The organism is Clostridium lamae, assembly GCF_033043255.1.
Taxonomy (GTDB): Bacteria; Bacillota; Clostridia; order Clostridiales; family Clostridiaceae; genus Clostridium; species Clostridium lamae.
The window spans coordinates 163,033-175,709 of record NZ_JASCQJ010000004.1; the positions used below are offsets into that span (position 1 = coordinate 163,033).

Consider the following 12,677-nt stretch of genomic DNA (forward strand, 5'->3'; position numbering starts at 1 on the left):
CCCCTAATTATCATATTTAACTTCTCTCGTTTCTTTTGGTATGATTACAAATAATTCTTCTAGCTTATTGAAATCCACATATGGTTTAACTATCGCTGTTTTCATAACCTTTATTTCATCAGTCTCAATAGATATAACTTCTCCTATTCTAATTTCCTTAGGATATATTTGTCCAAGTCCTGAAGTTACTATTACATCGCCTTCTTTTATTTCAGAATCTAATGGTAAGTTAGTTACCTTTGTTAATCCATCATTAGTACGAGTTACATATCCCTTTAATATTCCTGATGTCTCTCTAGTACTATTTACCATTACTGATACAGCTATATTTTCATTTAATAAACTTTCAACTATAGCCCAATTGGAACCAGTACTGGTTACTTGCCCAACAAGACCTTTGTCTGAAATCACAACCATATCTTTCTTCAAACCATCATTTTCGCCCTTATCTATTATGTATCCTTGTGAAAAACTTTCTCCACTATATCCAATTATTTCAGTTCCAATATAATCATAATTGCTTTTTGAATTTTTGAAATTTAAAACTTCTCTTAATCTATCATTCTCTTCTTTTAGTTTGTCATATTCTAAAAGTTTATTTTTCAACTCAACATTTTCTTTAGTTAACTCTTCATTCTCATCTTTAACCTTTGAAAAATTTAATAAAAAGTCTAAAGAACCCTTTATCTTATCATTAATTGTATAAACTACCTTTTGCAAAGGATTTATTGCACTACCAACACCACTTGAAACAGCATCTTTACTTTCTTTGTTCATTGTATAAATAATTATTCCTAAAAAGGCAACTGACAGCACTATTACAGTAACTGCCAGTTTGTTCTTATGACGCTTCATCTATTGACCTCTTTGCGTCTTGCTTAACTCATCAAAGCTATCTAATGCCTTACCTGCCCCTAGAACTACACAATCAAGTGGAGATTCTGCTATATGAACAGGCATGTTTGTTTCATGGTTAATTAGCGCATCTAAGCCTCTAAGTAATGCTCCGCCACCAGCTAACATTATTCCTTTTTCCATTATATCCGCTGCTAATTCAGGTGGTGTCTTTTCTAATGTTGTTTTTATTGATTCTATTATTGCATAAACAGGTTCTTTTAAAGCTTCTCTTATTTGAGCTTCAGTAACAATTATTGGTTTAGGAAGTCCTGTAATAAGATCTCTTCCTTTTATGTCCATTTCTCTTTCTTCATCATCTATCTTATAAGCTGAACCTAATTCCATTTTAATTTGTTCTGCAGTTCTTTCACCTATCATTAAGTTAAACTCTTTTTTTATGTAAGCTATTATTGCTTGGTCTAATTCATCTCCAGCAACTCTTAATGATTTACTAGTAACTATTCCTCCTAAAGATATTATAGCTACTTCTGTTGTACCGCCTCCGATATCAACTATCATACTTCCAGTAGGTTCACCAACTGGAAGTCCTGCTCCAATAGCAGCTGCCATTGGTTCTTCCATTAATACAACATCTCTAGCTCCTGCAAATTTAGCAGCCTCTTCTATAGCTCTTCTTTCAACTTCTGTTACTCCTGATGGATAGCATACTATTATTCTAGGACTAGTAAAAGCACTCTTACTAGTTACCTTTTCAATTAACTTCTTTAACATTGTTTGCGCTATATCAAAATCAGCTATAACACCATCTTTTAAAGGTCTAATAGCAACTATATTTCCTGGAGTTCTTCCTATCATAAGTTTAGCTTCAGCACCTACTGCAAGTGGCTTTCTAGTTGCAGTATTAATTGCAACAACTGAAGGTTCGCTTAATACTATACCTTTCCCCTTAACAAAAACAAGCGTATTCGCTGTCCCTAAATCTATTCCCATGTCCTTATTACTACTGAAAAATCCCATATGAATTCCCCTTTCGCTTATATTATTCCTTTTTCTTTTAAACTAACATACTGATTTTTACCAATTATTAAATGGTCCAATAAATCAATGCCTATTATCTTACCACATTCTTTTAATCTGATTGTTATATTTATATCTTCTTTACTTGGTGTAGGATCTCCCGAAGGATGATTATGACAAATAATTATGCTAGAGCTGCTCTTTTTTAAAGCTTCTTTAAAAATTTCTCTAGGATGTACTATTGATGTATTTAGACTTCCTTTAAATACATCTTTTATTCCTATTATGTTGTTTTTAGTATCTAGCATAATAAGTTTTAAAACTTCTTGTTTTAAAAATACCATTTCCTTCATTACAAGGCTTGCTATATCAATCGGAGAGGAAATGCTCTTTCCCACTCTAATTAAACCTAACTTATTTATTCTTTTAACAAGTTCACCAATAGCTATAATTTGACTTGCCTTTATGTTCTTAATTCCTCTTACACTAGTAATTTCATCTAATCCAGCTTCTAATAAACCATCAAGCCCATTAAACTCTGATATAATCCTAGTACTTAAAGAAATAATGTTTTCTCCTCTAGTACCAGTTCTTAAAATTACTGCAAGAAGCTCTGCATTAGTTAAAGCTTCAGGGCCATTAATTAGTAATTTTTCAATAGGTCTTTCCTCTTGTGGTATATCCATAATTTTTATACTATTATTCATAAATAAACTCCTCAAATTATAGTAATATTATTTATAAATATACCCAATTTTCTATTCCTTAACCTTATTAAGCATTTTATTTAGAAGATTTAATGGCAATCCAACTACATTATAGAAACATCCCTTTATCTCTTCTACAAAAATGCCACCATAACCTTGTATTCCATAGGCACCTGCTTTATCAAGCGGCTCACCAGTTTTTATGTAATCTAATATCTCTTTATCTGTCAAATTTCCCATCTTTACTTCAGTATATATAGCAGATTCTTCAATCTTATTATTATACATATTAATCACAACTATACCTGAATATACTCTATGGGTTTTACCACTTAACTCTTTTAACATTCGATATGCATCTTTTTCATCTTTTGGCTTACCTAAAATTTTGTCATTTAATACAACTATGGTATCTCCACCAATAATTATGGCATCTTTATTTAGTTTTTCTTTTGTACTAATTGCCTTTCCCTTAGCCAAATTAACTACATATTCTTCTATGTCTCCATTAAATAATATAGCGCTTTCATCAAAGTTACTAACTTCTATATCAAATTCACTAATTATTCTTTGTAATAGTTCTTGCCTTCTGGCAGAAGCTGATGCTAAAACATATTTCAAACCTATCACATCCTATTTTTATAGTATCGACAAAACGGCATGGTTTAAAACTAAAATAAAGACAAAGATAATTGCCTCAATCTTACATCTAATATAGTGTATCATTATATAAGATTTGAAACAAGTAACTTTGTCTTTGTTTATCCAATTTTTATTTATTTTTAAGAGTTTTGTCATATTTATCCATGTAGTCTTTTTATTTTTCTATTTTATTTAATATTGAATAAATATATTCCAATTCTGATACGATATTATCCTTATTTATAGATTCAGGTAATGCTCCTATATGTTCTTTATATTCTTTTAATAAATCAATTCCATTTCCATCAGAAATATCTTGCAACTCAGTAGTCCATTTTTTAAAATCACTAGTATTAACTTCTTTTACTTCTTCTTTACTAACTGTATCTAAAATTTCTAAAAATCCTACGGTTATTTCACTTATTTGATTTTGTATATTATCTTTCTTATTTAGACCTACATTTACTTTAATATTCTCAATTCCATCATCCTTTAGCTTTTGCATAACTTCACTACTATTTTCTTCTTTAGTAATTCCAGCAAGTACTCTAAACTTTCCTTCAGAATCTTCAACTATAAATGAATTAAATTCGCTACCTATTCTATCTAATATCTGTTTAGCATTTTCTTCTTTGGAAAAATATCCACATTGAATCAAGCTAAAGTTTATTAACTCTTCACTTTGTGAAACATTATCTGTATTATTATCTTCTTCTACTTGAGGTCTTCCATTTACATCTTTTATAGAATCAATATTAGGAATCACTTTTAGCAACAGCCATGCTGCAAGTAATCCTATTGATATTGCAGAAAGTGTTGTCATTAGTAAAGATGTTAATAATTTTATACCATTATTTTTCTTTTTGTATTGATATTTTGTGTACTTCATTTTATCATCCCCCTCATTCTATATATTTCATATATATTCTGAGCAACTTGATAATATTCATTATGTAAAACAATTTTTTATTCCAAAACCAAAACTTTAAGTAATGAATAATGGATAATGCATAATGGATAATGCATAATTAAGGAAATAACTCAGACGAGCTGAGTTATGAAAATTAATATCTCTAATACGCATGTAACTTATAATTTTACAAATATATTTATAGGAACAGTCTGTTACTATTACCAATTAGATGATTTTTGAAAATTGAATAACGCATCTTTTGGAAAATATTGTATAATAGATTTATGTTACTATATGAGATGGAGGGGTTATCTATGATTGAAAGCATAAGCCATATTACTTTTGTTGTTAAAAATTTAGACAAAACTACTCAATTATTTAAAGAGCTATTTAATGCTAAAGAAGTTTATTATAGTGGTGAAAAAAAACATTCTTTATTTAAAGAACGCTTTTTCATAATTGGTGGTCAGTGGATAGCTATTATGGAAGATACAAATATAATTAATAGGACTTATCATCATATTGCCTTCAAAATATCTGATTCTGATGTAGATAGTTATTTAGATAAAGTTAAAACTCTGAATTTAGAATTAAAACCTCCTAGGGAAAGAGTGTACGGGGAAGGTTATTCTATATATTTTTATGATTATGATAATAATTTATTTGAGCTTCATACAGGAACATTAGAGAAAAGATTAACTTCGTATACAAATATTGATAAAGTATAAACAACATCTATATTTATCTATATATTTTATCTTATTACAAATAAAATATTAAATTTATAAAAATATCACATTAATTTACAATTATATTATAATACAAATTAGTCTTTTAATAATAAAGAAATAAGGGGATATAACTATATGAAGAAATTTATGTTTGGTTTTCTACTTTTTATTGGAGCTCTATTGTGTATATTATTCTTTCCTATAACTGCAAGCCTAGGTCCTTGGACTATAAATCTGGATACATTAGCTTTAAGCATGTTTACATTCATAGTAATATTAATAACTGGATTTACGATATGTATTTATGAGGCTTATATAAAAAAATAAATATAATTTTACAAAGGAATTTATCGATTAATTGTTTCATTTTTTCATGCTGATTTTGCTTCAGCAAAGAAGCTTTTCATTCTTTCATTTTTCAAAACTCCGTAGGAGTTTTCACCTTAATTATGCATTGAGCATTACGCATTATGCATTTTAAATGTGCATTACGCATTATTCATTATTAATTAAAAAAGCTGGTCTATAAAACTATAGCCAGCTATTTCAATTTATATTTTTATTTTAGCTCTTTTAGTACTCCTAGTAAGTAATCCCAAATATTTTTAATTATTTAATCTTAATTGTTTTGAAATCATAATTTTCATCAGATTTTTTAATTACCCCAGAGTAAATCTCTAATTTGTTATTAGAATCTAAATCATTAAATTCTATAATATATTCATTATCTTCAATTTTATATAATTTAGGAAGATACATTCTTACAACTTGACCATCATTATCTATCTCACTTAATGTAATTGATGTCAGAGTTAATAATGGATTATAATCACTTTTAAAGTGTGCTTTTAAAGTATCACCTTCACACTCTACCTTATAAAATCCTGCTTTTAAACCTATGTCTGTTACTGTTGTTTTGGGATAAGTACTATTATTTTCAATTACCTTCTCTATCACATTTGCAAATATAGTATCTTCATCTTTAATGGTAGGGGTTATATAGATAATATTAATACTTTTTGCATTTTTTATATCATCAACCTTTACAGTTGGAAAATTCATCATAGACATATCATTAAGAGCAGAACTTCTATTACTATAATGTAGTTCTCCATCTATTTCTAAATAATATATATCTCTCCCATTTCCCCAGACCTCAAATCCCTCAATACCTTCTCCTTTTATGTTTGGGTTAAAAATAATATCTGTCCCTATTACAGAAGATGTTATTGATTTAACCTTTAATATTTCATTTACTTTTTTATCAACTTTTATTGTTTCTATTTTATTGAAACTTGAGGTAAAATCAACTGAAATGTTAAATTCAGCACTTATAGGCTCTATATTTTCCCCTGTAATATCACGATAACTTGTTTTTATATTAATATCTCCAAGTTTTTTAAACTTACCTTCAACGTTCTTAAAATGAGATGTCACTATTGCAGTGTAATCATCTATATAATAACTATTAACATCACCTGACATTCCCTCCATTCCAAAGTCAGTGAAACCAACATCTATTTGAACCCATTTTTGTTGATTATTCTTTTCAAACGGAATAGGACTTTCAACCTTAACTCCCACTAATAAATCTGTAGGTGTTCCAACAATATTATCTATTGTAAACTTATACCCATCTACTTTCTTAGACTCACCAATGTAGTTAGTATAATCTTCAAATTTACTAAAGAACCCTAATTTCTTATATATATCTCCTATTACTGGTATATTGGCTGCTATAGTTGGAGTTGCTATTACCCCTATTGTCAATGTACTTATAGTTAATAAAGCTACTATGATAGTTTTTTTCAATTTACTGTAGTTTTTTTTTGATTTAGTATCTTCTTTTATATTTGTATAACCATAATTAATAGCATTATTTATAGTTTCATCTAATTTGGAAGAAACCTTCAAATTATTTATAGATATTTTTTTCATAATTATTTTCCTCCATATAAATTCTTAATTTCTTCAATGTTCTATTAATCTTACTTTTAATTGTTCCTAAAGGTGCTTTTCTACTATTAGCTATTTCTCTTAATGACATATCATCAAGGTATCTTTTAACAATCAAATCTTTTTCATCTTCATTTAATTTACTTAATGCAAAAAGTACGTCTTCATCATAACTTTCACTACTTTCTTCAACAGTAAGCTTATCTCGATAATCATTTATATCTACTAACATCACCTTATTTTTCCTTATAAAATCCTTGCATGTATTTATGGTAATGCGTATCATCCATGTATTAAAATATTGAGGTGTTTTTAAAGACTTCAAGGACTTAATTGCTTTAACTATTGATTCATGAACACAATCCAAGGCATCATCTTCATTTTCAGTATAAGTTAAAGCTACTTTATACATACTTTCTTTTATTGGCTGAATAAGTTCACATAAACTATCACCATCACCATCCTTAGCTTTTTTAAACACTAATTCGTTAATCAAAGTTTTTTCCTCTCTTTCTGAATCGATTCCTTTATTAGACGAAATTTATCTTTGAAAGGTTGCATATAATTAAAAATATTTATTTATAATATACTATTTCATAAATAATTTTTAAATAAAAAAAGGATTGGAAACCCAATCCTTTTTAGCATTTTTCAAAACTCCTTAAGGAGTTTTTACCTCAATTCTACATTTTACATTATTAATTTTACATTAAAGATAACTTAATTATCTATATAATGGTACTCATCTAAAATAATTATTCTATTCTTAACTTATTTTAGCTCTTTTAGTACTCCTAATAAGTAATCCCAAACATTTTTAACTGATGAAATACTCATGTGCTCTTGTGGTGTATGAACATCAAAAAGATTTGGTCCAAAACTTATCATATCAAGTTTTCCTAGTCTTTCATTAAATAATCCACATTCAACTCCAGCATGAATTGCTACTATCTTAGCATCTTTTCCGTACATTCTCTTATAAACATCTTGGCATATTCCTCTTAACTTTGATTCGCTGTCATATTGCCATTCTGGATAACTAGAAGTAGTTTCAAATTCTGCACCTAGTAACTCACCTATAGTCTTACTTCTTAAAACTATTTCATCTTTTAATGATGCAACTGAGCTTCTTATAGCACTATCATATTCAACAGTATCACCGTTAGTTGTTACTACACCTAAATTAGTAGAACTTTCAACTAAGCCTTCTATTTCAACACTATTTGAATTTATTCCATTAGGAATTAAATAAAGTAAATTTACAGCTCTTTCAGTATCAACTCTATTAAATACCTTTTCAACTTTTTCAGTATTTTCTAATATAGAAACATTAACACCTGGATCTTGAGTTTTTAGTTCATTTACTAAAATAGAGTTCCATGAATTAATTATTTCTTTTGCTTTTTCAACATCTGCTGATTTTAAAGCTATTATAGCATCTGCTTCTCTTGGAATAGCATTATTCTTAGATCCTCCATTAACTGATGCTAACTTGTAATCTACAGATAATAAAGATTTTAAGATTCTACCCATTATTTTATTTGAGTTTCCTCTCTCTTTATTAATTTCCATACCTGAATGACCGCCCTTTAATCCTCTTACTGCAATATGTAAGAAATTATTGTAGTCACCTCTCTCTTCTAAATTAGCCTTTAGTAAGTGTTTACTTCTTATACCACCAGCACAACTTACTAGTAAATGTCCTTCTTCTTCATTATCTAAATTCAATAGGATTTTTCCAGTTATATTTTCCTTTGAAACTGCCATTGCTCCAGACATTCCAGTTTCTTCATCTGTTGTGATTAACACTTCTAATGGTGGATGTGGAATATCAGTAGAATCTAATATAGCTAATGAATATGCAACAGCAATTCCATTGTCTGCACCTAATGTTGTATCAGTTGCATAAACCATATCATCTATAACTCTTAATTTTAGTGGATCTTTTTCAAAATCATGCTCCGTTCCTTTATTCTTTTCACAAACCATATCCATATGCCCTTGAAGAATTACAGTTGGTGAGTTCTCATATCCCTTTGTTCCAGGTTTCTTTATTATTACATTTAATGCTTCATCTTGGTGAACTTCTAAGTTAAGTTTTTTAGCTAAACTTACTAAATAATCACTTATAGCCTTTTCATTACCTGATCCTCTAGGAATTTGTGATATTTCTTCGAAGTATTGAAAAACCTTCTTTGGTTCTAAATTTTGTAAAATATTCATAATTCTATCTCCTTTGTTCCTAAATTATGTTAGAATGATAATATAAAATAAGTATATCATAGTATTATAATACTTAAAATTTAATTTTTTATTATCTTATTCTTAATATTCTATTTTGAGGTGATGTTATGCAAAAAACAAAAATGATTTTTACTATTGGACCTGCAAGTGACAACGAAGAAATACTAAGAAGTTTTATTCAAATCGGAATGAGTGCTGCAAGATTAAACTTTTCTCATGGAACTCATGAAACTCATAAAGAAAAAATAGATCTTATCAAAAAAGTGCGTGAAGAATTAAACTCCCCTACTGCAATAATTCTTGATATTAAAGGACCTAAAATTAGAACTCATAATTTTATAAACGATGGTGTTGAATTGTTTGAAGGTGATGAGTTTTCTTTTATTTGTGATGATGAAATATTGGGAGATAATAAAAAATGTACAATTTCTTATAAAGAATTATATAAGGATGCTAAAGTTGGTGGAGAAATTTTAGTAGATGATGGATTACTAAGATTTAAGATTAAAGAGGTAATTGATAAAGAAATTAAATGCTTAGTAACAGTTGGAGGACTTATAAAAAATCATAAGGGTGTAAATGTCCCTAATGTAAAAATTAATCTTCCTTCTATAACTGAAAAGGATACAGAAGATTTAATCTTCGGATGCGAAAATAAAGTAGATTTTGTTGCTGCCTCTTTCATTAGAAAGGCTTCTGATATAGAAGATGTAAGAAGTATTTTAAAAGCTCATGGTGGAGATTATATTCAAATTATTGCTAAGATTGAGAACCAAGAAGGCGTAGATAATATAGATGAAATTATAGAAGTTTCTGATGGAATTATGGTTGCAAGAGGAGATATGGGAGTTGAAATACCAATTGAAAAAGTTCCAATAATCCAAAAAAATATAATTAGAAAATGTAATGCAGCTGGTAAAATAGTTATTACAGCAACTCAAATGTTAGATTCCATGATAAGAAACTCTCTTCCTACTAGAGCTGAAGCATGTGATATTTGTAATGCTATTTTTGATGGAACTGATGCAATTATGTTAAGTGGAGAAAGTGCTAGTGGTAGTTATCCTATAGAAGCTGCTCAAATGATGTCTAGAATTGCTATTGAAACTGAAGCAAATTTAGACTATAACTACTTAAATAAGAGATTGAAAGAACCTTCATTATCTTCATTCTCTGAAGCAATTAGTTATTCTGCTTGTAGGAGTTCAAACCTTTTACACGCAAAAGCAGTTGTGGCAGCAACTAATAGTGGTGCTACAGCTAAACTAATATCAAAGTACAGACCGAAATGTTCAATAATAGCTATAACTCCATATGATGAAGTTAGACGAGGGCTAAATCTTAACTTTGGTATATGCCCGGCAAAATGTGCTGTATTCACCACTACTGATGAAATATTAAGTGAAGCTAAGAAAGTTGCAACTAATTTATCATTTGCTGAAAAAGGCGATGATATTATAGTAGCAGCTGGTATGCCTAGTGCAATTACTGGTGGAACCAATATGCTTAAAATTGAAAAGGTATAAAGATAATAACTCCATAGCCTTGTTTATATGCAAGTTTAGGGGCTGTCCTACTAAAATTTAGTGTGACAGCCCCTTATTTTATTCTTAAGTATAAAAAATTTATATACTACATATTATGCTTTATTATCTTGAAGCGTATATTTCTTTTTCTTTGCTTATAAATACTTCAGCAAGAACTTGATAAGTTTTACCCCATGCCTCAATAACTTCATCAGTTGCAGCATCACCTAAAACTTCTTTTATAGCTACTAATAAGTTCTTACCTATAATTGGATAATGTTCTGGTTGAACTTTTGAATTGCAGTGTACTTCTCCAATCTTATTTACTACTGGCATTATAGCAGATAGGTTGTCTATATTTTGTGCAGCAGCTAAAATTGACATAGCTAAAGCCTTTGGTTGTTCTCCTGAAGCTTGTTTGTCCATATTGAAGTAAGGTTTTATTTCAGGATTGTTTTCAAACATATTCTTATAAAATGTTTTTGTTATTTCTAATCCATGAGCTTTTAAAGCTGGTACTGTACTTTTTATTATATCTATAGTTTTTTGATCTAACATGTTTTTCCTCCGAGCATAGTTATTATTTAATAATTATTATTCTGAAATTGATTTTACTACCATGCTAACAAAATTTCAAGATATTTTTCACAAAATGTGACTTTTTTATAATTACTATTAATTATTTATGCTTAATTTACTGAAAAAAGGAACTCATAAAAATGAGCTCCTTCATTAATTCATTATTTTTAATTTTATATATTAAAACAATCCTTTAAATAAGTCTCCTAATGATACACCTTCATCGTTATCATTGTATTGTAAGTATTCTTTAGATCTTTCTTCAGCATCTTTTATTGTTAATGAAATCTTCTTATTTGTCTTATCAACATCTAATACCTTCACTTTTACTTTTTGTCCTAATTTTAAAACATCTGAAGGTTTAGCAATATGTTCTTCTGATATTTCATTAATATGAACTAGTCCTTCAACACCTGGGAATAATTCTACGAATGCACCAAATTTTAATAAATTAACTACCTTTCCTTCTAGTACATCTCCTAATTTTAAGCTTCCTGCGTTCTTAGCCCATGGATCTTCATTTATATCTTTTAGAATTAAAGATACTCTTTCATTCTTTATATCTACTTCTCCAACGAAAACTTCTACTTTATCGCCTTCTTTAACTACATCCTCAGCTCTATTAACTCTTCCCCATGATAAATCATTTAAATGAATTAATCCAGTTACTCCTCCAATATCGACTATAGCACCAGCCTTAATTATTTTTTTAACTACTCCTGATCTCTTTTCCCCAGACTTAATTGACTTCCATAATTCAATTTTATTATTTTGGAATATTTCATCTTCTATTACTCTTCTTGAAGCAACTATTCTTCTTGATTTGAAGTCTAACTCAATTATTTTAACTTCTAATTCTTTTCCTATTAAATCAGATAAATTAACTCTATCTCTTGATGCTAAAGAAGCTGGAATAAATATTCTTATATTTCCATAATACGCTACGAGTCCACCTTTAACTTCTTCCTTAACATAAACTTTTATTACTTCTCCATTATCAAAAGCGTCTTTAATATCTTCTCTTTCTGTTATTTCTAAAGCCTTTATTCTTGATAATTGAACATATCCTTCTCCGTCATTTGGTGATAAAACATATACTTTTATTTTATCTCCTGAATTTACAACTTCTCTAGGATCTTTATCCATATTTGTTAATTCATTTTTTTCTATAACTCCATCAAAGGCATAATTAATGTTAACTGTAACTTCCTTATCATTAACATCTATTACTTCACCATCTAATATATCTCCAGTTCTTATTCTCTTAACGTCAAAATCTTTTAATAAGTCACCCATAGTTCCTTCTAGGTTTTGATTATCCATGTATTTCACTCCTTAAATTATGTTGTGTGCTAATATAATTTTAATTTAATATGATATTGATTACAAGTATTTATATTTATTTACTCTTTAGCAATATTAACTCTATATTGTTAATATTAAAATTATTTATGTTATAATTAATTATAATATTAATTCGCTTTAAGAGTTATATATTAACTCA

The 12,677-nt window shown here is 28.4% G+C and carries 13 protein-coding genes; 3 read left to right on the forward strand and 10 right to left on the reverse strand.

Translation table 11 applies throughout. The annotated features are described in order from the left end of the window. Nucleotides 1–3: 3 nt before the first annotated feature. The 5 genes from mreC to QK892_RS03985 form a co-directional block, all read right to left on the reverse strand. On the reverse strand, nt 4–855 hold the full coding sequence (gene mreC / locus QK892_RS03965; RefSeq protein WP_317272225.1) for a rod shape-determining protein MreC: 852 nt from the start codon (nt 853–855) through the stop codon (nt 4–6). Next, a complete protein-coding gene (locus QK892_RS03970) occupies nt 856–1,875 on the reverse strand; it encodes a rod shape-determining protein (RefSeq protein WP_317272226.1) in 1,020 nt (339 codons plus the stop codon). 17 nt (nt 1,876–1,892) lie between these two features. Further along, nucleotides 1,893–2,582 (reverse strand): RadC family protein, encoded by a 690-nt coding sequence (radC, locus tag QK892_RS03975; protein WP_317272227.1) that lies wholly within the window; start codon nt 2,580–2,582, stop codon nt 1,893–1,895. Nucleotides 2,583–2,633: 51 nt separating this feature from the next. Continuing rightward, nucleotides 2,634–3,203 carry a Maf-like protein gene (locus QK892_RS03980; protein ID WP_317272228.1) on the reverse strand — a complete coding sequence of 190 codons (570 nt, stop codon included), beginning with the start codon at nt 3,201–3,203 and terminating at the stop codon, nt 2,634–2,636. A 196-nt stretch (nt 3,204–3,399) separates the two neighbouring features. Further along, the gene (locus QK892_RS03985) at nt 3,400–4,113 is read right to left on the reverse strand and encodes an SPOR domain-containing protein (protein WP_317272229.1); all 714 of its coding nucleotides are present in this window, start codon (nt 4,111–4,113) and stop codon (nt 3,400–3,402) included. A gap of 338 nt (nt 4,114–4,451) precedes the next feature. Here QK892_RS03985 and fosX point away from each other — a divergent pair, with 338 nt between their 5' ends. Next, on the forward strand, nt 4,452–4,865 hold the full coding sequence (gene fosX, locus QK892_RS03990) for a FosX/FosE/FosI family fosfomycin resistance hydrolase (protein ID WP_317272230.1): 414 nt from the start codon (nt 4,452–4,454) through the stop codon (nt 4,863–4,865). A 138-nt stretch (nt 4,866–5,003) separates the two neighbouring features. Next, nucleotides 5,004–5,195, forward strand: a complete 192-nt coding sequence (locus QK892_RS03995) for a hypothetical protein (RefSeq protein WP_317272231.1) — start codon at nt 5,004–5,006, stop codon at nt 5,193–5,195. A gap of 282 nt (nt 5,196–5,477) precedes the next feature. Here the strand turns inward: QK892_RS03995 and QK892_RS04000 are convergent, their stop codons facing one another. The 3 genes from QK892_RS04000 to QK892_RS04010 all read right to left on the reverse strand — a co-directional run bounded on the left by QK892_RS04000 (nt 5,478) and on the right by QK892_RS04010 (nt 9,047). Further along, nucleotides 5,478–6,806, reverse strand: a complete 1,329-nt coding sequence (locus QK892_RS04000) for a DUF4179 domain-containing protein (RefSeq protein WP_317272232.1) — start codon at nt 6,804–6,806, stop codon at nt 5,478–5,480. Next, on the reverse strand, nt 6,784–7,320 hold the full coding sequence (locus QK892_RS04005; protein ID WP_317272233.1) for a sigma-70 family RNA polymerase sigma factor: 537 nt from the start codon (nt 7,318–7,320) through the stop codon (nt 6,784–6,786). The genes QK892_RS04000 and QK892_RS04005 overlap by 23 nt, the downstream gene beginning before the upstream one ends. Before the next feature lie 275 nt (nt 7,321–7,595). After that, nucleotides 7,596–9,047 (reverse strand): aminoacyl-histidine dipeptidase, encoded by a 1,452-nt coding sequence (locus tag QK892_RS04010; RefSeq protein WP_317272234.1) that lies wholly within the window; start codon nt 9,045–9,047, stop codon nt 7,596–7,598. Between the two features lie 128 nt (nt 9,048–9,175). On the opposite strand from QK892_RS04010, the gene pyk reads away from it, so the two are divergent. Beyond that, nucleotides 9,176–10,594 (forward strand): pyruvate kinase, encoded by a 1,419-nt coding sequence (pyk, locus tag QK892_RS04015; RefSeq protein WP_317272235.1) that lies wholly within the window; start codon nt 9,176–9,178, stop codon nt 10,592–10,594. A gap of 123 nt (nt 10,595–10,717) precedes the next feature. Here the strand turns inward: pyk and QK892_RS04020 are convergent, their stop codons facing one another. Both QK892_RS04020 and rpsA read right to left on the reverse strand, forming a co-directional pair. Further along, nucleotides 10,718–11,152 carry a globin domain-containing protein gene (locus QK892_RS04020; protein ID WP_317272236.1) on the reverse strand — a complete coding sequence of 145 codons (435 nt, stop codon included), beginning with the start codon at nt 11,150–11,152 and terminating at the stop codon, nt 10,718–10,720. A gap of 201 nt (nt 11,153–11,353) precedes the next feature. After that, nucleotides 11,354–12,496, reverse strand: coding sequence for a 30S ribosomal protein S1 (rpsA, locus tag QK892_RS04025; protein WP_317272237.1), 1,143 nt, complete (start codon nt 12,494–12,496; stop codon nt 11,354–11,356). Nucleotides 12,497–12,677 lie beyond the last annotated feature (181 nt).

What these genes read in the sequence shown, in the direction of transcription:
- mreC (WP_317272225.1), bottom strand. Translation starts at nt 855, where the DNA reads ATGAAGCGTCATAAGAACAAACTGGCAGTTACTGTAATAGTGCTGTCA.
- QK892_RS03970 (WP_317272226.1), bottom strand. Translation starts at nt 1,875, where the DNA reads ATGGGATTTTTCAGTAGTAATAAGGACATGGGAATAGATTTAGGGACA.
- radC (WP_317272227.1), bottom strand. Translation starts at nt 2,582, where the DNA reads ATGAATAATAGTATAAAAATTATGGATATACCACAAGAGGAAAGACCT.
- QK892_RS03985 (WP_317272229.1), bottom strand. Translation starts at nt 4,113, where the DNA reads ATGAAGTACACAAAATATCAATACAAAAAGAAAAATAATGGTATAAAA.
- fosX (WP_317272230.1), top strand. Translation starts at nt 4,452, where the DNA reads ATGATTGAAAGCATAAGCCATATTACTTTTGTTGTTAAAAATTTAGAC.
- QK892_RS03995 (WP_317272231.1), top strand. Translation starts at nt 5,004, where the DNA reads ATGAAGAAATTTATGTTTGGTTTTCTACTTTTTATTGGAGCTCTATTG.
- QK892_RS04000 (WP_317272232.1), bottom strand. Translation starts at nt 6,806, where the DNA reads ATGAAAAAAATATCTATAAATAATTTGAAGGTTTCTTCCAAATTAGAT.
- QK892_RS04010 (WP_317272234.1), bottom strand. Translation starts at nt 9,047, where the DNA reads ATGAATATTTTACAAAATTTAGAACCAAAGAAGGTTTTTCAATACTTC.
- pyk (WP_317272235.1), top strand. Translation starts at nt 9,176, where the DNA reads ATGCAAAAAACAAAAATGATTTTTACTATTGGACCTGCAAGTGACAAC.
- QK892_RS04020 (WP_317272236.1), bottom strand. Translation starts at nt 11,152, where the DNA reads ATGTTAGATCAAAAAACTATAGATATAATAAAAAGTACAGTACCAGCT.
- rpsA (WP_317272237.1), bottom strand. Translation starts at nt 12,496, where the DNA reads ATGGATAATCAAAACCTAGAAGGAACTATGGGTGACTTATTAAAAGAT.